The organism is Stenotrophomonas sp. FBCC-B152, assembly GCF_059134105.1.
In genome coordinates this window covers 1642265-1666848 of the sequence record NZ_CP101442.1, presented here as the reverse complement: position 1 = coordinate 1666848, position 24584 = coordinate 1642265, and the positions used below count along the sequence as shown (strand labels likewise).

Genomic DNA, 24584 nt, shown 5'->3' with positions numbered 1-24584 from the left:
GCACCAAAGGCCAGTCTGAGACGTTCAATGCTGTCGACCTCAGTCATATGCCAATCCGGAACTCTTGCCCTACGAGCCTAGTATCGACCTCTTGGTGGCCAAACGGACCGGGGGCTCCTCGCCATATTGCCCAGAGCGCCAATGGCCTCCGTGCCCCTCCAAGCCCCTCGGCGGTCGGTCGCCACGGGAGGCTGGAGAAGTCTCGCTCCCTTCGAGCGGATCATTACGCCAATTCGGCCATATGGGAAGCGCTGGGTGCGCGTTGTCCCCGCCTCGGCCGGAGCCACGCAGCGCGGCCAAGCGCGGGCGAGTCGATCCGCCTTGCAAGAAGGTCCAGGCCCTACCGCTCGCCTACCGGCATAGAGATGCCTATGCACCAGGGTCGTCTCCCATTTGCGCGGCTCGCGGGCAGATGTATCGTGGCTTTGGACTCTCTGAGTCTCCGACTGACTGATGGTTGCTCTTCCCCTCAAGACCCGGGCTTGTTGGGGAGCCGACTAAGGATGGTAGAAGGCGGGGCTGACGGGTCGGCCTCTGACGCGAGCCGGGAGGAGAGATCAGTCGCCCATTTTCGATGCAGGCGATCTGGCCCCCAAATATCTCAATGTCGTTGGGATCATGGCTGATCAGCAGCAGTGGAATACCGGCCCCGTCCAGCACGGCCTCCAGCTCCTGCCGCAAGTGCTGGCGAAGATCCTGGTCCAGCGCGGAGAACGGTTCATCCAGCAGCAGCGCCTGCGGCTGCGTCACCAAGGCGCGTGCCAAGGCGGTACGCTGGCGCTGGCCGCCGGACACCTGCGAGGGCAGCAGATCACCCACCGTATCGATGCGGAATGCGTGCAACCACTGCTCCACCGCATCGAAGCGCTGGCCGACCCGCGGATTCAACCAGCCCTTCTGCAGACCGAACGCCACGTTCTGGCGCACGCTCAGGTGTGGGAACAGCGCGTAATCCTGGAACACGTAGCCCAGCCGGCGGTGCTGCGGCGGCAGATCCACACCGGTGGCCGCATCGAACAGGGTCTGCCCCTGTAGGCGCACATGACCCTGGCCCGGCCTCAGCAGCCCGGCCACCGCCTTCAGGGTCAGGCTCTTGCCCGCGCCCGAGGGCCCGAACAGCACCACCTGCCGCTGCGTGCACTGCAGCGACACGTCCAATACGAAATCCTGGCCGGCCGCCTGCAGGCGACGCTGCACCTGCAGGTCAAGCCACATCACGCAGCTCCCGGCGACGTCCGCCCACCAGCCGCGCGGCCAGCAGCAGGATCACGATGCACACCACCGAGGTCAGGATCACCAGCGCATTGGCCTTGCCGTCCTGGCCGGCCTGCACCGCTTCGTAGATGGCGATCGACAGCGTCTGCGTGCGGCCGGGAATGCTGCCCGCCACCATCAGCGTCGCGCCGAACTCGCCCATCGCGCGTGCAAACGCCAGCAGCAGGCCGGCGAGGATGCCGCGCCACGCCAGCGGCAGCGTGATGCGGAAGAACACCGCTGCTTCGGACACACCGAGCGTGCGTGCGGCCTGCTCCAACTGTCCATCCACTTCCTCGAACGCCGCGCGTGCCGGCTTGAACACCAGCGGCAGCGAGGCCACCGCCGCAGCGATCACCGCCGCCTGCCAGGTGAACACCAGGTTGATGCCGAACCACGACTGCAGCCACGCGCCGATCGGGCCGTTGCGGCCGATCAGCACCAGCAGGTAATACCCCAGCACGGTCGGCGGCAGCACCATCGGCAGGGTCAGCAGCGAATCCAGCAGCTCACGGCCAGGAAATCGCCGACGTGCCAGCAGCGCGCCCAGTGCCACGCCCAGCACCAGATTGATCGCGGTGGCCCAGCCGGCCACCTTCAGCGACAACCACAGTGCGCTCCAGTCGAGATCCATGCCTCAGGGCTTGCCGAACCCATGCTTGGCCAGGATCGCCTGGCCCTGTGCCGAACGCACGAAGGTGGTGAAGCGCTTGGCTTCAACCGGTTGCGCACTGGCCTTGGTCACCGCCAACGGATAGGCAATGCGCCCCGCCACCGGCACCGCGAAGGCACGGCGCACCCGATCAGGCATCGCCTGCGCATCGGTGGCATAGACGAAGCCGGCATCCACTTCACCGCGCGCCACGTAGTCCAGCGACTGGCGAACGTTCTGCGTGGTGATGGTCTTGCCCTGCACCGACGGCCACAGGCCCGCCGCTTCCAGCGCGCCCTTGGCATAGCGGCCGACCGGCACGCTGTCCGGGTTGCCCAGTGCGATGCGCTGCACACCGGCACCGGCCAGGTCCTTCAAGGTACGCGGCGCAGCCTTGGCCTGCGGCGGCACCACCACCCACAGCGCGTTCACCGCGAACACCTCGCGGGTGCCGGCCGCCAGCAGGTCCTGCTGCTGGGCCTGGTCCATCGTGGTTTCATCGGCCGACGCGAACACATCCACCGGCGCGCCGCGGCTGATCTGCTGCAGCAGCACGCCGGACGCGGCGAAGTTGAAATCGACCTTGGTTCCCGGGTGTGCCTTCTCATAGGCGGTGCCCAGTTCGCGGAAGCTCTCGGTCAAGCTCGATGCCGCCGACACCGTCAGGTCGGCCGCCAAGGCCGGCACCGTGGCCAGCAGTCCCAGCAACAACAGTCCAACTCGTTTCATCATTGGTTTCCCCGTTTGGTTGGGTTTAGATCGGTTTCACCGCCTATCCTTGGCATCGCAGGCGCTACATAGCTGGCCCGCCCAGAGCTAGGTAGAGGGTGCACGACGGTGCGGACCTCGTTGGCGCAGGCTGTCTCGTACATCCACATCGAATTGAAGCTGCAGCGAGATGTCATCATCCAGCGCAATGCCAAAACCCAGACCATCACGACAGGGCAAACGTAATGCCAAGGACTGAACCGCTTCGCGAGGAAGCATCAACCGGCAGTACTCGCTCCCCTCCAGAAGCACCGCCTGTTGCCCTGCATGCAGTGATAGCACCATGCCCCAGCCGCGATCGCCGCCGAACCGCGTCAGGTTCTCCACCGATTCGCCGGCCAGCAACTGCGCTAGCTCCTCTTCATCAACGCGCAGACGAACTGCCTGCCGCTGTAGCTGGACTTTCATGATGCAATGAACTCGAGCTCGGTTGAGGTGTTGCAGTTGAGTAGCTGGTCGTATTCGCTATCCGCCAGTGGCAGCTCGATTGCGCCCAAGCGTTCTCGCAGGGCGTGTAGCGAGCGGTGCGCCGCCGGATTCTCGATCAATTCCCGCAACACATGCCGGCAATGGTCATCAATCTGCAACCGCATCGGCAGGGGTTCTTCCGCAAACAGCACACAGGCAGCCGAAGGCGCATCACGTAACCGTTGTAGTAACGCCGGGGTCACATTGGGCGTATCCACCGGAAGCACCAGAGCGGCAGCGTCCGGCATGCACATGGCCACACTGTAGAGCCCGCCCAACGGGCCGCAGCGTGCCACGCGATCAGGAATGCCACCGAAGGCCGGGTAGTTGCCACTCACCCATACCCTTTCCGCACCTGCCTGTCGCAGCAGGCCACGCATGTGCTCTAGCAGGGTTCGCCCGTGCCACGGTAGCAGCGCCTTGTCACGGCCCATCCGGCTGGAAAGACCACCGGCCAGCACGATGCCGTCAGTGGGAATGTTCGTGATCGTGTGCACATTCATGGGCATTGTCATGAGCTTGCGTGGGTTCGTTATCCGCATGGCAGAGACTGCAGCCTTCGGTCCACTCGCTGTCGCCGTCCTCGTAATGCTCCTGCTTCCAGATCGGGCACTGGTGCTTGACCACCTCGATCAACTGCCGGCAGGCCCGGAATGCCTCGTCTCGATGCGGGCTGCCGGCGGCCACCACCACCGCCACATCGCCAATGCCCAACCGGCCCTTGGCGTGGGCCACATACAGCTTCAGCTTCGGACCGAACGTCGCCTCGACCTCTGCCGCCAGGCGCTTGAACTCGTTCAGCACCAAAGGTTCGAACAGGTCGTACGTGATCCCGGTCACCGGCCGGCCGATGTTGACGTCGCGCACCTTGCCGATGAACACGTCGATGCCGCCGAAGCCCGGATCAGATACCGCCGCGATGCCTTCGGCCGGATCGATCGCCGCCTGCGCGCGGTCCACCACCGTCGCGATGATCTTCTCGCTCATCGCTCAGCCCCCGCTCACTGGTGGCAGGATCGCCACGCGGCCATCGTCGGGCAGCGCCTCGTGGTCGCGCAGCACGCGTTGCTGGTCGGCAAACGCCGAGTAGTCCAGCAGGCCCGCGCGGAAACCCGGCCAACGCACCGGCAGCAGCTCGCGCAGCGCCTGGCGCAGATCGGCCACGGTGCCACCGGCCACATCGACGGCGATTTCGCGGCTGGCATCCAGATCGGAAAACGCACCGAACAACTGCAGATTCACCTGTTTCATCATGACTCCTGGCTCACCAGCTGCACCGGTTCGTGGTGACCCCAGCCCTGCACGCGCACGAAGGTGCCAGCGCTGGCCAGGTCTCCCTCGGCCTCCAGCACCACCCAGGCGTTGGCCTGCAGCATGGACATCAAACGGAACGACTCCTGCCCGGACAGTACGCGCGCACTCAGGCGCCCCTGCCCGTCCATTTCCACCCGCGCCCGCGCGTGGAAGCGCAGACCGGGCGGCTTGCGCACGTCGGCCTGCAGCGGCAGCCGCAACACCGGTTCCGGTGCAAGCCCCAGCAGGCGGCGCAGTACCGGCTCGACGAAGAAGCGCTGGCCCACGGCAGCCGAAACCGGGTTGCCGGGCAGGCCGAAGTACAGCGCGCCATTGGGCAACACCGCGAACAACAACGGCTTGCCGGGGCGGATCGCCACCTTATGGAAGACGATGCGCGCACCACGGCCACGCAGCGCATCGGGAACGAAGTCGTAGCGGCCGGCCGACACCGCGCCGGTACTGATCAGCAGCTGCGCGCCAGCGGCCAGCGCTTCATCCAGCACCGCATTGAACGCGGCCACGTCGTCGCCCACCGTGCCCTGCCAGACCACCTCGGCACCGGCCGCCTGCAGGCGGCCCACCAGGTAGGGGCGATTGCTGTCACGGATCTGGCCCGATTCCAGCGCCTGCGCCGCCTCGGTCACCAGTTCCTTGCCGGTGGCGATCACCGCCGCCCTCGGCCGCGCCACCACCGCCACCTCACCCACGCCCAGGGCGTGCAGCAGGGTGCGGGCATTGATATCCAGCACCTGGCCGGCGCACAGCACGCGCTCACCCTCGCGCACGTCCTGGCCGCGCAGGCGCACGTTCTGGCCCGGCTTCACCGTCGCGGTCAGCGCGATGCGGGTCGGGCGGCCGTCCTCGCTGGCGAGGATCTCCACGTTCTCGACCGGCACCACCGTATCCAGGCCAACCGGCATGCGCGCTCCGGTCATGATTTCCCAGGCACCCTCGCCGCCTTCGGCGCCGGCATCGCCGGCTGCCTGCCAGCCCTGCACCGCGAATTCGGTACCGGCCTCGAACGTCGCGCCGTTGGCGCGCAGCGCAAAGCCGTCCATCGCCGAATTGTCGAACGGCGGCAACGACTGCCCGCTGTGGATGTCACTGGCCAGGGTACGGCCGCCGGCTTCATGCAGCGGCACGCGCTCGGCCGGCAGCGGCGTGGCCGCGTCCAGCAGGTGCTGCAAGGCTTCGCAATAGGGAATCATGAGTGGCCATCCCCCTCGACCATCGCCAGGGCGTGGCCCAGTACCGGCGCCAGGATATCCAGGCACTGCGCCGCCGCCTTCGGGCTGCCGGGCAGCGCGAACACCAGCATGTTGCCCAGCTGCACCACCTCGGCGCGGCTCAGCCAGGCCATCGGCGTGTGCTGTGCACTCAGCGCGCGCACCATCTGCGCCAGGCCATGTACCGGCCGCGCGTTCAGGGAACGGAGCGCCTCCGGGGTCAGGTCACGCGGGCCCAGTCCGGTACCACCGGTACACAGGCACAGGCGCACGCCCTCGGCGGCCAAGGCCTGCAGGCGACCCGCCAATGGCTCGATGCCATCGGGCAACACCTCAGCGGCCACCACCTCGCCGCCCAGCTTTTTCAGGCCGGTCACCAGGGTCGGGCCAGAGATATCCTCATAGGTGCCGTCGCTGGCGCGATCGCTCAGCGTGATCACCGCGCAGGCCGCGCCCTCCAGGCCCTTCGGCGCACGCGGCTTGAAACGCGTGCGCTCGGCATCGTCCATGCCGTCGGGGTGCAGCCAGACACCGCGCTTGCCGCCTTCCTTGAACAGCAGGCGGATACCTTCGATGCGCAGGGCCGGTTCCACCGGCTTGCTCAGGTCGTACAGGGTAAGCAGCGCCGCGTTGACGCCGGCCAGTGCCTCCATCTCCACGCCGGTGCGCGCCTCGCTGGCGCACTCGCACCACACGCGGATCGCCTGCCGTTCCGGTACCGGCGCGCAGAACACCTGCACCAGTTCCAGCGGCAGCGGGTGGCACAGTGGCATCAGCATCGAGGCCATCTTGGCGCCCTGCAGGCCGGCAATCTCGGCCATCACCAGCGCATCGCCCTTGGGCAGGCGGCGCTCGACGATCAGCGGATAGGCCACTGGACCGGCATGCAGCTCGCCCACCGCCACCGCACGTCGGCGGGTGATGCGCTTGTCGCGGACATCGGCCATATGGAAGGCCGCATTCAATTCCCCACTCATCGTGTTGCTCATCCTCCGATGGAGGCCAGGTGCGGGGTCAGCCCGGTCTGGCCCTGGTGCAGTCCATGCCCGGCCGCTTTCAGGCCAAGCTGCGTGGTAATGCGTGCCAGCAGCGCGTCATGGTCATCGTCGCTCTGCAGCAGCGGGCGCAGCGGCACGCCGAACTCGCCGAACAGGCACAGCCGCAGGTCACCCTTGGCGGTCACCCGCAGGCGGTTGCAGCCCTTGCAGAAGTCACGCGAATACGGGGCGATGATGCCCACCGTGCCGCGATGGTCCGGGTGGCTGTACTCACGCGCCGGGCCGGCATCGGCGGCGCGCGGCCGTTCGTGCCAGCCAGCCGCCAGCAGCTGCTCGATCACCACGTCGGCGCGCAGGTGGTGGCGCTGGAAATAGGCTTCGTTGTCGCCGGTGCGCATCAGTTCGATGAAGCGCACGCTGAAGGGGCGGTCACGCAGGTAGTCCATCCACTGCGGCAGCTCGTCGTCGTTCAGGCCACGCAGCAGCACCGCATTGAGCTTGATCGCCGGCAGGCCCAGCGCCTGCGCCAGGGCCAGGCCCTGTTCGATCTCCGGCAGGCGGTCATGCCCGGTGATGGTCTTGAAACGTTCGCGCTGCAGGCTGTCCATGCTCACGTTCAGCGCGGTCAGGCCGGCGCGGTGCCAGCCCGGCAGGCGCCGCGGTAGCAACGTGCCATTGGTGGTGATGGCCACCTTGCGGATGCCCGGCACCGCCGCCACGGTGGCGATGATCTCATCCAGGTCCTTGCGCAGGCTGGGCTCGCCGCCGGTCAGGCGGATCTTGCTCATGCCCAGCGCGGCAAACGCACGCACCAGGCGCGCGATTTCTTCCACCTGCAGGAAGCGCGGGCGGCCATCGGCCTGGTAGCCGTCGGGCAGGCAGTAGCTGCAACGGAAGTTGCAGGCTTCGGTCAACGAAAGGCGCAGGTACGGAAAGCTGCGTCCGAAACCGTCGGTGAGTTGGCGGGGATGATCTGCCAGTGCGCCCTCACCTACCGGCTCTGGCGCCCGAATGAGCTCGGCTGACATTCTTAGTCCTCCCTACGACATGCCGGCGCAATCACTGTGAAATGACCACCCTGACCGGGATCGACTTCGCCGCGGGGGTACCACTGATGCGATCGAAGTAATCCAGAGGTAGCAGTGGATTGAGTTCAGGGTAGTAGCCCGCAATCGCGCCACGCGGCATCGGATAGTCAAGCACAGTCAACCCATCGACCCGCCGGCAGACGCCATCACTGGAGATCGTCTCGAGGCTCACCTGTTCCTCCTTCCCAATCCCTCGTGCTACTCGATCTTCCAGGTTCATGAAGAGGATCATTCGATCGTTATACACACCGCGATAGCGATCGTTGTAGCTGTAGATTGTCGTGTTGTACTGGTCATGGGAGCGAACCGTGGCCAGCCGAAGCATAGTGGGATCCTCGACCAGGTCGTTCACTTCAAGACCCGGCAACACCAGAATATTGGCCTTCCCGTTAGGTGTCGGCCACTCACGGCGGCGCGGCGGAATGTCCAAGTGGAAGCCACGCGGCGCCTGGATCCGTTCATTGAAGTCTGCGTAGATGCTGGGATAGACCGCCGCGATCAGCTCACGAACATGGTTGTAATCGTGCATGCAAGCTGCCCAGTCGACCTTGCTGTCCGGCAGTGTTGCCATTGCCATGCGGCACACGATCTCAACTTCCGGAAGAACATGTTCACTCACAGGCTCCAGTACTCCACGGGATGCGGTGACATTCGACATGGCATCCTCAATGGTGACAAACTGCTCACCCAGCGGGGTATGGATCCACTCCGAGCGCGCCACCACCGGTAGGATCAGCGCCTCCTTGCCATGCACTAGGTGGCCACGGTTGAGTTTGGTGGCGATGCCAACCGTAAGCTCAAGACCACGCATTGCCCTGTAGGCAATTTCGGTATCAGGAACAGCATGGATGAAGTTCCCGCCCATGCCGATGAAGACCTTGGCGGTTCCAGCCAGCATCGCCTCAATAGACTCAACCACATGGTGCCCATGTTCGCGCGGCGGTTCGAACCCGAACACGTCGCGAACTTGGTCCAGGTAGCGTTGCGTCGGCTTCTCATCAATGCCGACGGTACGGTCGCCTTGCACGTTGGAATGGCCGCGAATAGGAGCAATGCCCGCCCCGGGCTTTCCGAAGTTGCCGCGCAGCATCAGCAGATTGGCAACCTGCTGCAAAAGGCGAGATCCTTGCTGGTGCTGGGTCAGGCCCATGCCATAGCAGATAATGGTCGCACGGGAACGGATGTAGATCTCTGCACAACGCAGAATCTGCTCCTTCTTGATCCCGGACACTTGGACGATCTGGCTCCACTCCAGGGACATCACTTCTTCACGCAATGCCTCCAGCCCGACGGTGTGCTCGGTCAGGAATTCGTGATCGAGAACAGACTCGCCGGCCGCTTCCCGCTCGAACATAGCCTTCATGATGCCCTTGATCAGGGCCAGGTCACCGCCGATGCGAATGTGTACAAATTCACTGGAAATCTCGGTGGAGCCAAACGTGGCCATCTGCACGACGTCCTGGGGCTCGGCAAAGCGAATCAGCGCACGTTCCGGCATAGGATTGACCGCGACAATTGGAGCATTACGCTTCCGCGCCTCCACCAAGTTGGACATCATTCGTGGTGAGTTGGTGCCTGTGTTCTGGCCGATGACGAAGATGGCCTCAGCATGCTCAAAGTCATCGAGCACGATAGTGCCCTTGCCGACACCAATTGCCGGCGGCAACCCCCGGCTGGTCGGCTCGTGGCACATGTTCGAGCAGTCCGGGAAGTTGTTGGTTCCGAACTCGCGCACGAAGATCGAGTACAGGAACGCGGCTTCGTTCGGCGTCCTCCCCGAGGTGTAGAACTCAGCCTCATGCGGGCTGGACAGGGCCTGCAGGTGTCGCCCGATCAGCGCGAAGGCCTCATCCCAGCTACAAGGAACGTAATGGTCGGATACCGGGTCATATCGCATCGGCTCGGTCAATCGACCCTGCATCTCCAGCCAATAGTCGGACTGCGCCATCAGCTCCTGGACAGTGTGCTCCGCGAAGAACTCACGCGTGGCGCGATGCTTGGTTGCCTCCCATGCCAAGGCCTTCGCACCGTTTTCGCAGAACTCCAGCTTCTTGGTGTGATCTGCATCCGGGAAAGCGCAACTGGGGCACTTGAATCCCCCAGGCTGATTCATCGACAAAAGCGCTTTAGATCCCTTGGCAATGACGCTCTGCTGCATCAGAACCTTGGCGGTTGCACCGGCGGCACCCCAACCACCGGCAGGATGGTCGTAGGCTTTGTAACGGGGGATCTTCTGCTCTGACATGACAGGCACTCGCAGCATGCAATTGGGAGTGGGAAAAGTTAAGCACGCGACGGCCTCCCCTTCCACGGGCAGTATGTCCACCCTGCCCAGACAAGACGTCCGGCGTACACGCCGGGGATCGAATCGAGGCACTGGTGTCCGATACGAGTGCCTCAACGGACCCGAAGCGCTCATCCTGGCCCTCACCACGAACAGGTCTTCACGCCACCCGCCATCGATTGTAACTATCTAATTTATCGGGCGTTTTCTAGCTACAGGCACATGTAGCGGACAGGCGGGCCACAGCCCCTCGAACAGAATGTCGGATCAACTCAGCCAAACTGTCCATCTGCGAACATTTGTAAATTTTGACCGCAGCGGGGTGTACGCCTTGGGATACTCTCCGCACTGTCAAACCACTAAGAAGTCCCCGACCCGAGGGACCCTGCACGCCCAGATCATCGTTACCGGCTTCCCTCCCCGCCAGGCCTCATCTCCATGCAAGCGCCCAGCCCAGTACCTGCCAACGAGCCCTGCGGCATCGCATATCGAAGAACCCTTCGGTGGCGTGGTGGCGAGCGCGGCTCAATCATGGACAGCGTTGCCGAAGAAGTGCCTGTCGCGATGCTCTACAACGACAGTCCTTTCTCGGTGATGATGGCCAGCCCAACGGATCTGGAAGACTTTGCGCTGGGCTTTTCCATGACGGAGGGAACAATTTCTGATCCCTCCCAACTTCTCCGGATTGAAGTGAGGCCATCGCTGGAAGGCATTGAGCTGGCGATGGAAGTCACAGATAGTGCGCCCATCGTGTCAATGCCCAACGACGCCACCCGCAACCTACCCGGGCGTAGCGGTTGCGGGCTATGTGGAGCTAGTCGACTGGAGCAAGTGCTCAGAATGCCTTTGCCAATCGACCGACCCACCACCTACTCCGCCTTGGCGCTACGCGTAGCACTGTCCTCGCTAAAAGGGCTACAGCCAATGAACGAGGCTGCCGGCTCAACCCACGCAGCAGCATGGGTTCTCCCGGACGGAGCTATCGAAGTGGTACGCGAAGACGTGGGCAGGCACAACGCACTAGATAAGCTCATTGGTGCAATGAGGCGCTCATCGACTTCAACCAACGAAGGTCTCGTGCTTCTATCTAGCCGTGCTAGCTACGAAATGGTGAGTAAGGCCGCCTATGCAGGCATGGCGATCGTTGCAGCGGTATCGGCACCCACAGCCTTAGCCATAGATCTCGCAAAGGCCGCAGGGATCTGTCTTGTCGGTTTCGCGCGCTCGGATGGCTTCAACATCTATTCACACCCCCAGCGCCTACTCGATTTGGAAGCTGCACACCTAGCAGCCGTATGACGCCAGATGACGCCTGCCGTGCAATGAGCAAGGATCTCCGCCGATGAAATTGCTAGGCACCATCGGAACTTGAGCCGCTAGCCACCACCCACCCCCTATTGGGATCGTTATGGACGCCCTCCTCCTTTCCCGAATTCAGTTCGGCTTTCTCATCAGCTTCCATGTGCTCTTCCCTGCCTTCACCATTGGCTTGGCCAGTTGGCTTGGTTTCGTGGAATGGCGCTGGCTTCGAACCCGCAACCCGGTGTGGCGGGATCTGTTCTTCTTCTGGCAGAAGATCTTTGCCGTGTCCTTCGGCATGGGCGTGGTAAGCGGTATCGTCATGGCGTTCCAGTTCGGCACAAACTGGCCTCGTTTGAGCCAGATCGCCGGAACCGTAATCGGCCCCCTACTGACTTACGAGGTCCTGACAGCCTTCTTCCTGGAGGCAAGTTTCCTCGGAGTGATGATGTTCGGCTGGGGGCGAGTATCACCACGCCTGCACTTCTTTTCCACATGCATGGTCGCACTTGGAACGCTCTTTTCAACGTTCTGGATTCTTGCCTCCAACAGCTGGTTGCATACGCCTGCGGGCTACGAAATGATCAACGGAGTGGTCCATCCGGTTGACTGGTTCGAGGTTGTGTTCAATCCATCGTTCCCCTATCGACTGGCCCATATGGCAATAGGGTCATTCATAACAACCTGCTTCGTGGTGGGTGGTGTTGGCGCCTGGTACCTGCGGCGTAAGGAGCACGTCGAAGCCGGCCGCAAGATGCTTGGGGCGGCTGTGATATTTGCGGCCATTACCGTTCCTGTTCAGATTTTCGTGGGTGACATGCATGGTCTGAACACCCTCAAGCACCAGCCGATGAAGATCGCAGCGGTAGAGGCTCACTGGCATCAGGGCCAAGAAGGTGAAGGAGTTCCGCTGGTCGTCTTCGCTGTACCAAATGAGAAGGAAGAGCGGAACGATCTTGAGATCGCGATTCCGCGTGTTGGCAGCCTCATCCTGACTCACTCCATGGATGGAACCTTCGCACCGCTGACATCCGTACCGGCGAGCGAACGACCTCCGGTCACGCCTGTGTTCTTCGCATTCCGGATCATGGTTGGGATAGGCACCCTCATGCTACTGCTCGCCTGGCTTTCTGCTTTCACCCTGGCCCGCCGTAAGCTGTTCGATTCCGGGGCCCTGCTGCGCGCTTGGAACTGGATGCTTCCAAGTGGGTTCGTTGCTTTGGTGGCCGGCTGGTTTGTCACCGAGATGGGGCGCCAGCCTTGGATTGTCTATGGCGTTTTGCGAACGGCTGATGCCGTGGGACCGCAAACGGCCTGGATGACAGCGATCTCACTCGCGGTCTATGTCGCTGGATATGCGTTCGTATTTGGTTGGGGCATCTGGTATCTGGTCAAGATCCTCCGACATGGCCCACATGCCCAAGACGGAAGTCCGTCGCTAGAGGGTGGTGATCGCACACCTGCACGGCCTATCTCGGCCGCTGATCAATCTCTCTGAGGAACGCTGACATGGACTCGATGACCTGGTTGCCCATCGCCTGGTTCGCCGTCATCAGCTTCGGCGTCCTGATGTACGTCGTCCTCGACGGCTTCGTACTCGGTATTGGCATTCTCGCGCCCTTTGCCGAGGATGAAGAGCAGCTCGATGTGATGATGAACACCGCTGCCCCAATATGGGATGGCAACGAAACCTGGCTGGTGCTCGGCGGAGCCGGATTGCTAGCAGCGTTTCCAACAGCCTATGCAGCGCTTCTTTCGGCCCTGTACCTTCCAGTACTTCTGCTGCTTGTATCATTGGTTTTCCGGGGGGTCGCCTTTGAGTTCAGGTTCAAAGCCCATCGCTCCAAGAGGCTTTGGAGCGTGGCTTTCGGCCTTGGCTCGCTTCTGGCCGCGTTCTCTCAAGGAGTGATTCTTGGCACGGTGGTGCAAGGCGTGCCAATGACTGGTGACACCTACGCTGGCGGGCCATTCCTATGGTTCAGCCCCTTTGCCATGCTTACCGGAGCAGCCTTGGTTGCCGGCTACGCCTTGCTTGGAGGCACCTGGCTAATCTTGAAGACCGAGGGGCGAACCCACGCACTTGCCAGGCGCCTGACCCGCCCCCTGGTGGTCGCCGTGATCGTGGCCATGGGGCTCGTGAGCAGCTGGCTGCCGTTCCTTGATCTGCGACTAATGACTCGCTGGTTCAGTGACGGGAATTTCTGGTGGCTGTCCCCCGTCCCCCTTCTTACGCTCGCCGTGGCAGTGGCGCTGTGGCGCGCGGAGAAACGCCCCACTCATGATCTTGCCCCTTTCCTACTGAGCCTGTCGTTGTTTGTCCTGGGTTACCTAGGCCTCGTACTCGGCATGTGGCCGTACCTGCTCCCCCCGGCATTGACGATCTGGGATGCAGCAGCGCCAGTGTCGTCGCTTGGCTTCAGCCTGGTCGGCTTGGCGGTCATGCTTCCTGTCATCCTGGGCTACACCGCCTGGTCATACCGCGTTTTCCGCGGCAAGGTGAGTGCGAGCACGAGCTATCATTGAGCGTGATATGCCGCCCATTCGCCTGAAGTGGAGAATGGGCTCAACTAAAGCCCGGAAAGGGCGAGTGGGTTCGGTGGCGGCCGACTCATGAACTGAATGTCACTGGACTATCTTCAGCTAAGCCGAAGGTCAAATGCCACCGCCTCTGGCCCTCGACTTGACTCAATCAGTTAGCCAATACGCCCGGCCTCCCAGAATCGTGTATCGCCCTAAGACACACAGGATGTGATGAGTGGGGCCTTCAGCCGACCCTGAATCGTATGCCTTCGGATCGAACTGACTTGAAGGAAAGTCGATGATTCACGGTGAGGTGGTAGAAGAACGCCTCACACCAACGAAGTCGCCTAGAAAGAAGGACTACATCATGTATGGGGCCGCTACGAGATAGCCACCTGACAAGAGTGAGTGGGTCCCTTCCCGACAGCATGGGGCTAAGTAGCTCAACAGTAGAGCCTCTGGCCAACGTGCAAACCCACGGCCGTACGGATCTTAACCATAGGTGGAAGCCCTCCCGCTCAAGCCTACGCCTTTCAGCAAGCTCCGCTCTGAGCTGACGCCGGCGAACTTGGCGGGCTATCTCCAAGTGTGGCGAGTACTCCCCCTTGCCATGATAGGCAACCTTCAGGACGTAGCCCCGGGCCCTGGTAGGAATCGGTGAGTACGAAGCTCGAACACGCGCAAAGAAGTACCCCGCGAAAACGGCAGTTGCGACGAGAACAACATGAAGTTCGCTCGGGGCGATACGGTATCCACTCGCGGTGAAGAACTGGACGCAAACAAGTCCATCACAACCCGTAGGAATCAACGTTCGATACAACGTCGTCCCGGGAACATACAAGAGAAAAATGAAGCCATAGGCGCACCATTTCCAGCAATGAACTCGCTGATCCAGCACCGGCTCCCAACTGAGCTCTCTTTTGGGGCGGCGCAGAACGTAAGCGCCAATGAAGAGCAGCGAAGGAACGCCCAATAGCAGCAGCAGGTCGATGATCTTCTGAATTGAGTACATGGCAGGGTACTTAGAACGTCGCTCCGGAGCTCCTGGGCAAACGGGATGCCATCGACTGGATTCGTGGCCGGGACGACCCGCCAGGAGTCTGGACAGGGCTGTATCGGCCGCGCGACATGGAACTTGAACCACTGATTCGTCCATGCTCAATGGCCTACTCGCGCTCCTCGGCATAGCACGGCTCCCCAAAGAACCTAGAACACCGCTGGAGGAAGCGACGGGACTTTCACTCACAACTCCAGCGCAGCCACGGACAGCAGTGTGGCGATATCTGAAGATCAGATAGACGCGGACTCGCCTCGCTGCTATGCTGGTGAGCTAGGCGAGCGATCTGAGAGACAAGTGGCCTATGTTGTCACCCAACCGACCCTCATTTCGCATTGGCCAGAGTTGGACGATTTCGTTCGTTCAATCGGCCCGTTCTTAGCCTGCGCCTGGTGCGCACTGGAGCGCTCAAGGACCGTAAGCGGGCCTGTTGCCGCCGAGGGCTTGGCCTCAGCCGCACTCGATACGCTTGCCTCACTTCGCGTACTGCAGCGCATTCCCATCGCAGCCCCCAATTCCGGGGCGAGGTCCTTGTATGAGCCTCTGGCATGGACCTATCAGGCCGCTTGGTCACGTCAGGACGTGAGTCTGGAGGCCAGGTTGACCAGTACGCTTACCCGATGGGCTGCCGAATGCCCGTCCACTGCCAAACGGACCTTGGGAACCTCGCTCGCAGAGAGCGAAGCCCGTGCATACCTGGCCAACCTGCTACGCAAGTATCGGCTATCTCCCACGCTGGGCAATGGCCTGAGATCGACCCAGCTCCCGGAGTGGAATGCACTGAGCTTGGGACGCAAGAGGTATGTACTGTGGGCCGGCATGCGCAACGTTGCGTCGGAGTTCCTGAAAGCTGATCTGGACGAGGAGGCCGCCCGTCGGGTACTTGATCGAGAGATCAGCAGGAGATGCACTTGGCTCGTTAGCCGAGTTCAATCGGGAGCACTTGGCCCGACTGACTTTTGCTTCGTGCCAGGCCATGGCTGGCGTCAGCCGTTGATCTTGGACGTGGCAATGGAGACGTTTATCCCTCTGGGCAGACAGTACTGGCTGCAGCCAAGTAGCGACTGGAGGCTTTAGCGGATACTCTCCGCGCCGCGTCCACTAGTGGGCGCGCGACCCAGCGAATCCGGTGTCAGCGGTCGACTAGATCGCGTAGGTATCGGTGGCGCCAATAGCCAGGGCTGGCCTTGAACGACTGATGAGCTCGCCACGCGTTTGATCTGGAAGGGCAACTACGAGCGCAGTCCCTGTGCCCATTGCTGCAGGAAATCCTCCTGGACAGCGGTCTCGATGGCACCCGGCCTGACACGTCGCACCGAGCCAATGGCAGCCTGCGCTGTTCGCTCAGCCCCTGACTGCAGTAGAAGCATCGCTGCGACAGTGCCGGCTCGCCCCAGCCCACCCTTGCAGTGGACCACAATGCGCAGGCCCGAATGCAAACTCCGAACGAGCATTGACCCCAGTACTGGCCATCGTTCGAGCAACCTCTGGTCAGGTGCTGCGCCATCCGTGATTGGAAGGCCATGCCATGAGATGCCCTGCCCTTCAACCACTTGAGGCAAGCACTCGATCCGCAACTCACTGAACTCCCACGGCTCGAGTAGCGTGATCAGGTGGCTGGCTCCCCAACACTGAATCACAGAGACATCCACATCGATGTCTCTCGCCCATGCCCCCGTCATCGCAACTTCTTGGTACTTACCTGGCGCGAAGGTCACACCAATTGCCCCTCCCCTTTCGCCAACCGGGAGTTCCGCGATAGCTAAAGGGTGGGTCAAACTTGTTCGAATCATGTCGGATCTCCTGAACGACAGCCCATTCCTATGCAGCAACCGGCGCTGCTGGCTGGAAGAGCTGCACCCGCCAACCCACTCACTAAGCACACCAACTACAACGGAACAACCAATCGTTCCTTCAGCATCTCAAGGGCCACTTCCAGGCCGGCGTCATCCGCGTCATATGGAGCGCCGAACAAAGAGACCTCAATCCAATAGCGCTCCTGCCCCGGATGGATGTAGTCCGCGTGATCGTCCAGCAACAGCGCTGCACCCAGGATCGGAGACACATACCGGAGGTCCTTCGTTGCCCCTCCCCAGAATGTATATGGCAACTCAGCGAACCAGCCTGGCGCGCTCCCTTCCTCGACCAGCAGCCGCGAAATCCTGCGGAAAGCTGCCTCAGGGACCGTGGTGTAGATGACCAGATGCTCGAAGAGTTCATGAGCGACCTCAAGGAACTGATAAAGCCCTGGGCGTGGAATCTGGCTGACAGCATTTGAGATCAGCGTCCCCTCGAGATCGAGAGCAAGGATGGTCGGTCGCATTGAGCGCTAGGATCCTCATCAGCAGTTGGACACTTGGATCTGGAGCGTTCCGCGCTGCGCTTGGTCATCGGACGCAGTTGCGGAACGCCAATGAGTCAGATATCTGAGAACTTCTCGGCTTGCTTAAGCTGATTCTCCAGAGACTGGATCTTTTCCCTATAGTTGGCAGCTATGTAGGGCTTGTCATTGAAGTCCAAAGCCGTCTGAGGAATTAGTTCGAGCTCGACTCGCGTTGAAGACGCTTGTCGAATTGCCAGTGTCGACCACGCATCATCACCTTTTACGAAGCCAACATTGAAGCGCGCCGTGACGCCGCGGCTCGGCTTGAGGCCATCAATCGATCGGAAGTCGCTGTGCACCCGCGACTTTGCCGTGGGCTGAGCTTCGCCATTGATGTAGAGCGTCGCCGCCCAGCTGGCCTGGCTGAGCGCCAAAGTTGAGCTATTCGCAATTCGCGCCTCAATGACCGGCTTCGGGCCAAAGAAGCTGTCCTCGATCCGTAACGTTGCGCCACTCGCACGCACTCTTTCTAGTTCGGTGATCGTCGGCCGCTGCGCGTTGGCCTGCTCCTGCAGAGCAAGAATTTCTTTTGGATGGGCATCCCTAATCTGCTTGATGTGCCCCCTAACCACCTGTCTTATAGATGCATTCGGGTAGGCCTTGTTCAGCTCAGCCAGATCAAGGCCGGCAACGGCCCAGTTGAAGGCATCCCGCTCATGGGCACTCAGCTCGGCGTCAATTGCGTCAATCGACGCTCTGTATTGCTCCTGCGTGCCGTCAGTGACCAACTTCCTGTCTACTGGACCGCTGCAGGCGGCAACTAGGACCGTCAGAGCAAGCAGCAAGCCCTGCCTGCCCCAGCCAGCTGCGTCGCGTCGACGTTGTTCTTTGATCATGCCCTTCCCCTGTCAATGAGAAGCACAGGATATCTGGTTTTTAGATATCGGAGAACTGGATATAGCTTCTGAAGCCGCTCAACCAGGGTGCGGCCGTGGCCAAGACAATCCATCGCAAGGAATACGCCGCCCTGATTGAGACCGTCAGAGACGCGCGCTTGGCTGCTGGCCTTACCCAAGTACAAGTGTCCAGCAAGCTGGGGCGCAGCCAGTCGTTCATTAGCGATGTTGAGACAGGGAAGCGCAGGGTTGACGTCGTGGAGCTTAGGGACATAGCGCGCCTGACAGGCCTATCCCTGGGCAAGCTCATTGCCGACTTTGAGAAGCGACTCAAAGACTGACTTTACTGAGCTAAGGCTCAGTCTTCTTCAGATGCGTACCACTAGGCTCACGCCTAGTGCCCACCCCACTATCCCGCTCAACGAGCATGCGACCACTTTGAGCAAATGGCTTCTTGCCAGTTCTGGCTACACAGGACTGGCTGGTCAAGTGGTGGCCTCCAGCGCACCATCCGAGCTAGAAGGGAAAGCATTCATAAGCCCTGTCGGCGCGCTTGACTGACGATTCCTTCGCAATAAGAGGTTCAGCGCTTCAAGGAAATCCCTTTGGGGCGACCTCTTCGTACTGACCATAGCTTAAAAGGCTCGGCATGCATTGCAGAACCAGCATGCGCATCTCCCCGCAAGAACAGTGACCTCCACCGCGCGGCTAGCGTTGATACCTCTCCCTTGTTGACGCCACTTCAAGGTAACGAAAGATCCTGGAGGCGCATCTCACGGCTCATCAACCATGGGATGCGGATGCTCAACGTCAACCAGCATGTCGACAGAACGCATGAACTTCAGAAGCACTGCGCCCAGAGGCTTGATGCGGGTGTAAGGCGAGCTTCCGATGCTAGAAGTGGGCAGGACTTCCGCCACGCATGCCGCTACCGGACTGATTGGCGCAAACTGCTTGAGAGTTGCAACCTCGCCGTGACAAACATCCTCCGGCACGTCCAGCAGCCCAAGAAACAGGTCGTCAATTGCATCTTGAGTCGGCAAAGATCCGCCGAGCTCAGTCCCAGCCAGCTGCGCGAATGCTCCTTGCCTTGTCAGATCATTCACGAAAGCAAGATAGTGCGAGTGAAACCGGGCGAAGAATGTATCCACCCCACCTGTGCGAGGAGTCACCGGAAGCATGCACGGATAGTCATCTGCGAAGAATACCCCCTTCGCCGAATTGCTACTAAACGCGCTGGAATCCGTATTGCCAAGTGGAAACCCAACATCCTTTGGCAACAGCGATCCCCTACGAAGCCTGACCACCCGCTGCTCCATCAACAGCTGGATTGCCGTGCATGCGTCGGGGCGCAATCCCCAAACAGCACAAAAACGAATAATTGCCCAGCGTAGTGCATCCCGGACATCTACTGCAGTCTCGAGCCTACCGCTGTCTATAGCTAACAGATAGTTACACGCACACAGGCCTATCGCGTCCAAGGAGCCACCTTCGGCCACGTTGAACATGGACTCCAAGGCATCTACCCGACTTGGCGCATAGCTGCTGAGGCCAGGGAGATTGTGATGAGAAGCCACCAGGCGTTCGGTGATGGACGGCATCAGTAGCCCAAGACGCTCCATTAGTGATCGACGTACGCCCCGCAATTGCTCCGCAGTGGGAGCCTCTGTGCTGCAGATCATCCAGATCGGATGCTCGAAGGCCTCCTTTGCAGCCGCGAACGCTGGATCCCCATGCACCGAGTCAATCAAGTATCCACCAGGACCGCGTAGCTTCCCTGGATGATGCCCCTTGCTGAAGAACCGGTAGAAGGATCGGGGACGACCGTTGGCCGCTTGCGCGTGTATATCGAGCCCAACTCTAGGCAAGAGCAACTGATCAAGATCATCCCAGGTCAGTCGATCGCCATGCAGCCTTCGCACAACGCAGGCCCACACGCTATTGCGGACGACCAGCGCCACGTCTGTTGGAATCTTGCCACGAGGCATACTTATGGATCTTCTGAAGCGGGACTAAAGAATCCCCTAGAACTGGCTGCAATTGTGCATGATGGGGTCCAACGGTAGCTAGGAGTTGCGTCATGCCTATCCAGAATCCAGAAGCAGCAGTCTCCACCGAACTCAGTCGCGAGCTGCTAGAGCGGCATGGGGAGCTCATGGGCGGCAGCGACCTCCAGCGGAACCTTGGCTTTCCAAACGGCCGCACCTTCGGCCGAGCCGTCCAGCGTGAACTTTTGCCGGTTCGCACCTTTCCGCTGCCAGGTCGGCGGGGGTTGTTCGCCAAAACGCGAGATGTCGCTGAGTGGCTGAACTCGCTGTAATTCCTGAGCACGCGAGCTGAGGCCGAAGCCAAAAGGCCCGCACCACTTCTGATCTGCTGAAACTCACCTAGGCGCACAGTGCGCCCCTGAACGGCTTGACGCCAAAACTCCAGCTTCAAAGGAGGCATTTAGCCCCCCAGTTCATCAAATCTCCGACCCCGGAAATGAAATCGCCCCCGCAGCAACGGGGGCGATAGCCTCTCGCCGGAGCGAGAGGGGGTGAAGCTCTACGATAACGTATGTAGGCTCCCGCAATTCCGACTTCGTGTCAAGCGGCAAAGCTGCTTGAGCGGGCATCTGCGCGCTCCGACTGCCATCGTATGGCAATCGGCACGGCACCCCATGCCCGAAATCCCCAATGACCCTGCTGGCCATTGCCGCCAGTACCGAGCCTCATTCTCCGAGGCCAACCGGGAAGTCGATCGATGAAGATCCAACACTCAGCTGACCATGCATTGAGTCATCCCTCAATCGCGATTGCGCAGCGCCACTCCTCGACCATGCGAACTGCAGTCATCCACAAGGAGGCAGCATGAGCAACCACGCGACCAATCCCGTGAGCCCGTTCCAAGGCGTAGCGTCTGCACGCGCCTCCGACCCGCTCCACAATGGGAAGGATCGACCGCTGGCCCCCCGTGAACTAACCGCTGGCCAGATCAAGAGGGGGGACATCTTCACCTTCTTTAGCCCGAAAGAGAACCGGACGGTTACCGTACACGGCCCCCTGCAACTCGCGCTTCGACTGCAATTGGAGTTTGATCCATCAGTGGCGGCCGTGACCGAGAGGCCTCGGTCCATCCCGGTAGGACTTGACAGCATGGAACTCCATTTCTGGTTTCAGAGGCGCGGAGGCCAGGAGATCTATGCAAACGTCATTCCGAATTCGCAGACAGTACCCGGCGTGGATGGCAAGCGTCGTCCTCGCGAGCTGGACCGGCTTCGTTCAGCAGCCAAGGATGCAGGCATCTCTTTGTGGCTAATCACGGAGGACGAACTCAAGGCGCCCGGCGGCAGGAATGAGCTCTGCTACCAACTGCTCGGGTTCTGCCAGTCAGCCAAGGATCTGGGGAGCAGCCTGGCGTTGCGACAGGAAATCGCCGCGACCATCGAGCGAAGCGGCAGCATCAGTGCAGATGAACTCATCCATGAGCTCAGGCACCACCCTCGAACTCACATTCAGGGGGTCGTGGCTGAGTTGCTTCACGTCGGATTTCTGGCGACCGATGCATTTCCTCGAATGACGGGGCGATCAAGGATCTGGAGGGCCGACCCATGAGTTCCAAGTTCAATGCCGTCGACCTCGAGTCGATCCGGGCAACTCCAAGGCCAAATGGGATCGTACTTCCAGCTGATCAACAGTCGGAATTTCAAGCCCGCCTGTCAGCACTCACCAGCGTCCTTGATGGGGCAACCTTGGTCGACGCAGCCCTTCGATGGGGCGTGCCGCGAAATACCCTCTCTCGAATGATCCGGACCGCACTGCTCTTCGACGAGAGCGGTCATCGAGTCGGATACCGAGCCTGCATTCCCTATGCGCGATTCAGCGTGTCAGATCGCAACAACTCGGTCGTCCCCGATAGTTCACATCCGTTCGCCATAGATGCTGTCCTGCAAGCGATCCCCGAACTCGGCGATGCAGTCGCAAGATTCAAGGGCGCCTTGCCAACACAGTCCAAAAGGAGCCCCGCGTTCGACAGGCTGCATTCCCAGTTCGTGAAGGTGCTGACTGGGAAGGGCTTTCAGGCCATGTATCCGCTCAACATCCGTGACAAGGGAAGACGAGCACTGACCTCCCTCATAAAGCGCATCCGAGGCACAAAGAGCGAAAATGAGATGCTCTTGGCTGCGGATGAGCCTACTTCCACCCGAATCGAGAACCTACTCAGCATTCGGCCATTTGATCGAGTTGAGTACGACGAGCATTCCGTCGACATCGACGCATGGCTGGCCATGCCGATGGCGGACGGCTCATTCCGGCTAGAGAAGATTAGTCGGATCTGGCTACTGGCAGTTGTTGATGTCGGGAGTGGCGCCATCCTTGGTTGGGAAATGGTGCTTGGCCGGAAGTACGAGCAACACGATGTAGTCAGCCTGTTCGCGAAGATCATGAGCCCCTGGCAACCAAGGGATCTGAGCACGTCGAACTTGAGCTACTCGACTAGTGCATGGATGCCGTCGATCTACCTAGTGGATGAGGTAGTGATGAGAAGCGCAATGATCGCAATGGACAACGACTCATCCCATCACGCCAAGATGACAGTCCGAAATCTCATTGATCATCACAAGGGAATCCTGCACTTTGGACGATCCGGGATGGGCGAAGGTCGCCCCTACATCGAGGCTCTATTCAAGAAGATTGAGAATGGCCTGCTGCGCCACATCGCCGGCGGCTTTGCTCCCGCAACGCAAGTGAATGAGCGTCAAGTCACTACAAAGCTTGACGGGAAAGACCACCCCATTCTCCTGGAGGTCTTGAAAGACCTCATTGACACCTATGTTACCTCGCACAATGTGACGAGCCGGTCCACTCGCGAACCCAGGTCGCCCAAGCGAATCATTGATGAGCATCTGGCATCTGGGGAGTGGGTGTGGCATGCACCTGGCACCGAAGATGACGTGAGAAACATGACCGTTAGGCGGATGAAGGTGACCATCAGAGGCTCCAGAAGGAGTGGTGTACCTCCCCTCGTCTATCTCGACCACGCTAGGTACAGGTCACCAACACTGTCTGGACAGTGGCACCTGATTGGGCAGTCATTTGACGCAACCTACGAAGACTGGCGAGACATTCGCAAGCTGACCCTCTGGAGAGGCGGTAAGCGTGTACTCACACTTCACGCTCTCGCCCCATATGCGAGCGTGGCCCACACGCTGTCGATCAGGAAGCGCGCGGCACGCTGGGCGAAGAGCGACGCGTCACGGGAGCCCGGTAACTACTGTTTAGCCGACAACATTGAGGCCTATCACGCAGCCGTCCGATCGGCGGCCGCTGGCGTCAGGGACAGCGCCTCGCTCATGGCAGCTGGCGATGTGCCCAAGCCACCTTCCACGACCAACAGTCAGGGGCAAGGCTCTCCACTGATGGGAATCCGCAGGGCCACGTTCAACACGAGGCTCCGCTGATGAAGGCCCCGGCGAGCCTTGAGAACCACCCAATGCACGCGCGACATCGCCCCAATATCCAGACTCTCCCCTTACTGCGAATGGCATCTGGATTCGCCACGTGCCTGGAGTATGGGCGGCCGAGCCTGAGGATCATTGGCGATGGCCGGTGTGGGAAGTCAACTGCCACGCGAATACTTGAAACCACCACTTCTTGGCGACCATTTCCTATTGGATTCCTCCGGATGGTCGTCGGAAAACCGACTACCCCTAGCGAAGGCAACTTCTTCCGCGAGGTCATCCTTGGACTGGGCATGAGGGCAACAACCGTAGCCAGCCCACAGGATCTCCTCCTCAGGATCATCCGGGCAATTGAGCAGGAAGCCGCTAGAGCATCGGCCGACGTGGTCGTGATTGCGATCGATACGGCTGAGCAGCTCACGCTCAAGGACTACGCCCACCTTGCAAAGCTTCAGAACCACTTCCTCGGATCATCAGTGCAACCGTTCTTTCTCTTCATCCACCAGAGCAACAGCGTGATTGGAGGCGCAGACGATCTTAGTCAGCTGGCGCCGCCACATCTGTATGGCCGATTCTTTGTCGACAGCCATCCTTTTACCGGGCTTCTCTGGGACATCCCGACGGAGGACGCTGACGTGCAGGACGCATGTGATGTCGCCTTGGCATTTCGCCAGCTTGACCAAGTTATGAGGTGGCCGGACGAGGGAGGAAAGACCTACACCGAAGCATTCGCACCCTATGCTTACAGCGTTGGCTGGCGCCTTGAGAAGGAGACCGAAGCGATACGCGAACGAATTGAGAACCTTGCCAATCAAGGCAACTATCCCGTTCCCAAGGATTGGCTCATGGCCTCCTTCAACCAGTTTGTCTACCACCTACTCACCAAGATCGCTGCTGGGCGCAACGATTTCGAAGGGCTTACTACCCAGCACATTGATGAAGCTCTCCTGCGCAGCGCATACGCCGGCTTCGAAAGCTCAAGAAATAGGGCCGTAGGCAAATGAGGAGCGGC

Annotated in this window: 22 protein-coding genes and 1 pseudogene; 8 read left to right on the top strand and 15 right to left on the bottom strand. The window is 60.8% G+C overall.

The window, feature by feature from the left end; all coding sequences use genetic code 11:
* Positions 1-555: 555 nt before the first annotated feature.
* The 11 genes and pseudogenes from NMB40_RS07925 to NMB40_RS07875 form a co-directional block, all read right to left on the bottom strand.
* Positions 556-1215, bottom strand: a pseudogene (locus tag NMB40_RS07925) (ATP-binding cassette domain-containing protein); the annotation flags it as partial.
* The gene (gene modB / locus NMB40_RS07920) at positions 1205-1888 is read right to left on the bottom strand and encodes a molybdate ABC transporter permease subunit (protein ID WP_005413347.1); all 684 of its coding nucleotides are present in this window, start codon (positions 1886-1888) and stop codon (positions 1205-1207) included. The gene modB and the pseudogene NMB40_RS07925, both read right to left, overlap by 11 nt.
* Positions 1889-1891: 3 nt before the next feature.
* Positions 1892-2635 carry a molybdate ABC transporter substrate-binding protein gene (gene modA / locus NMB40_RS07915; RefSeq protein WP_026070511.1) on the bottom strand — a complete coding sequence of 248 codons (744 nt, stop codon included), beginning with the start codon at positions 2633-2635 and terminating at the stop codon, positions 1892-1894.
* A gap of 87 nt (positions 2636-2722) precedes the next feature.
* Positions 2723-3082 (bottom strand): hypothetical protein, encoded by a 360-nt coding sequence (locus NMB40_RS07910; RefSeq protein WP_017354491.1) that lies wholly within the window; start codon positions 3080-3082, stop codon positions 2723-2725.
* On the bottom strand, positions 3079-3645 hold the full coding sequence (mobA, locus tag NMB40_RS07905) for a molybdenum cofactor guanylyltransferase (protein WP_026070512.1): 567 nt from the start codon (positions 3643-3645) through the stop codon (positions 3079-3081). The genes NMB40_RS07910 and mobA overlap by 4 nt, the downstream gene beginning before the upstream one ends.
* On the bottom strand, positions 3611-4129 hold the full coding sequence (locus NMB40_RS07900) for a molybdenum cofactor biosynthesis protein MoaE (protein WP_017354493.1): 519 nt from the start codon (positions 4127-4129) through the stop codon (positions 3611-3613). The genes mobA and NMB40_RS07900 overlap by 35 nt, the downstream gene beginning before the upstream one ends.
* Positions 4130-4132: 3 nt before the next feature.
* Positions 4133-4393, bottom strand: a complete 261-nt coding sequence (locus NMB40_RS07895; RefSeq protein ID WP_017354494.1) for a MoaD/ThiS family protein — start codon at positions 4391-4393, stop codon at positions 4133-4135.
* Entirely contained in the window at positions 4393-5646 is a 1254-nt protein-coding gene (locus tag NMB40_RS07890) for a molybdopterin molybdotransferase MoeA (protein WP_017354495.1), read from the bottom strand. Before NMB40_RS07890 ends, NMB40_RS07895 begins: the two co-directional genes overlap by 1 nt.
* On the bottom strand, positions 5643-6641 hold the full coding sequence (moaCB, locus tag NMB40_RS07885; protein ID WP_026070513.1) for a bifunctional molybdenum cofactor biosynthesis protein MoaC/MoaB: 999 nt from the start codon (positions 6639-6641) through the stop codon (positions 5643-5645). Before moaCB ends, NMB40_RS07890 begins: the two co-directional genes overlap by 4 nt.
* A gap of 8 nt (positions 6642-6649) precedes the next feature.
* A complete protein-coding gene (gene moaA, locus NMB40_RS07880; protein WP_017354497.1) occupies positions 6650-7690 on the bottom strand; it encodes a GTP 3',8-cyclase MoaA in 1041 nt (346 codons plus the stop codon).
* Between the two features lie 31 nt (positions 7691-7721).
* Positions 7722-9995, bottom strand: coding sequence for an FdhF/YdeP family oxidoreductase (locus tag NMB40_RS07875; protein WP_026070515.1), 2274 nt, complete (start codon positions 9993-9995; stop codon positions 7722-7724).
* Positions 9996-10472: 477 nt separating this feature from the next.
* Between NMB40_RS07875 and fdhD the strand changes: the two genes are divergently transcribed.
* The 3 genes from fdhD to cydB all read left to right on the top strand — a co-directional run bounded on the left by fdhD (position 10473) and on the right by cydB (position 13856).
* A complete protein-coding gene (fdhD, locus tag NMB40_RS07870; RefSeq protein WP_026070516.1) occupies positions 10473-11333 on the top strand; it encodes a formate dehydrogenase accessory sulfurtransferase FdhD in 861 nt (286 codons plus the stop codon).
* Positions 11334-11442: 109 nt separating this feature from the next.
* Positions 11443-12831 carry a cytochrome ubiquinol oxidase subunit I gene (locus NMB40_RS07865; protein ID WP_017354500.1) on the top strand — a complete coding sequence of 463 codons (1389 nt, stop codon included), beginning with the start codon at positions 11443-11445 and terminating at the stop codon, positions 12829-12831.
* Between the two features lie 11 nt (positions 12832-12842).
* The gene (cydB, locus tag NMB40_RS07860; protein ID WP_017354501.1) at positions 12843-13856 is read left to right on the top strand and encodes a cytochrome d ubiquinol oxidase subunit II; all 1014 of its coding nucleotides are present in this window, start codon (positions 12843-12845) and stop codon (positions 13854-13856) included.
* 2286 nt (positions 13857-16142) lie between these two features.
* On the opposite strand, the gene NMB40_RS07855 is transcribed toward cydB, so the two are convergent.
* From NMB40_RS07855 to NMB40_RS07845, 3 genes are all read right to left on the bottom strand, one after another.
* Positions 16143-16592 (bottom strand): phosphatase domain-containing protein, encoded by a 450-nt coding sequence (locus NMB40_RS07855; RefSeq protein ID WP_017354502.1) that lies wholly within the window; start codon positions 16590-16592, stop codon positions 16143-16145.
* Positions 16593-16798: 206 nt separating this feature from the next.
* Complete coding sequence (locus NMB40_RS07850; RefSeq protein WP_017354503.1) at positions 16799-17233, bottom strand: NIF family HAD-type phosphatase; 435 nt, start codon at positions 17231-17233, stop codon at positions 16799-16801.
* Positions 17234-17328: 95 nt separating this feature from the next.
* Positions 17329-18129, bottom strand: a complete 801-nt coding sequence (locus NMB40_RS07845; RefSeq protein WP_017354504.1) for a hypothetical protein — start codon at positions 18127-18129, stop codon at positions 17329-17331.
* Between the two features lie 95 nt (positions 18130-18224).
* Between NMB40_RS07845 and NMB40_RS07840 the strand changes: the two genes are divergently transcribed.
* Positions 18225-18470 carry a helix-turn-helix domain-containing protein gene (locus tag NMB40_RS07840; RefSeq protein ID WP_017354505.1) on the top strand — a complete coding sequence of 82 codons (246 nt, stop codon included), beginning with the start codon at positions 18225-18227 and terminating at the stop codon, positions 18468-18470.
* Positions 18471-18902: 432 nt separating this feature from the next.
* Here NMB40_RS07840 and NMB40_RS07835 read toward each other — a convergent pair whose 3' ends face one another.
* Positions 18903-19730, bottom strand: a complete 828-nt coding sequence (locus tag NMB40_RS07835; RefSeq protein WP_049421696.1) for a hypothetical protein — start codon at positions 19728-19730, stop codon at positions 18903-18905.
* 479 nt (positions 19731-20209) lie between these two features.
* Here NMB40_RS07835 and NMB40_RS07830 point away from each other — a divergent pair, with 479 nt between their 5' ends.
* The 4 genes from NMB40_RS07830 (at position 20210) to NMB40_RS07815 (ending at position 24576) form a co-directional block, all read left to right on the top strand.
* The gene (locus tag NMB40_RS07830) at positions 20210-20449 is read left to right on the top strand and encodes a hypothetical protein (protein ID WP_049399270.1); all 240 of its coding nucleotides are present in this window, start codon (positions 20210-20212) and stop codon (positions 20447-20449) included.
* 532 nt (positions 20450-20981) lie between these two features.
* On the top strand, positions 20982-21725 hold the full coding sequence (locus NMB40_RS07825; RefSeq protein ID WP_017354507.1) for a hypothetical protein: 744 nt from the start codon (positions 20982-20984) through the stop codon (positions 21723-21725).
* Positions 21722-23572 carry a hypothetical protein gene (locus NMB40_RS07820; RefSeq protein WP_049399271.1) on the top strand — a complete coding sequence of 617 codons (1851 nt, stop codon included), beginning with the start codon at positions 21722-21724 and terminating at the stop codon, positions 23570-23572. The genes NMB40_RS07825 and NMB40_RS07820 overlap by 4 nt, the downstream gene beginning before the upstream one ends.
* A complete protein-coding gene (locus NMB40_RS07815; protein WP_332840906.1) occupies positions 23572-24576 on the top strand; it encodes an ATP-binding protein in 1005 nt (334 codons plus the stop codon). Before NMB40_RS07820 ends, NMB40_RS07815 begins: the two co-directional genes overlap by 1 nt.
* Positions 24577-24584 lie beyond the last annotated feature (8 nt).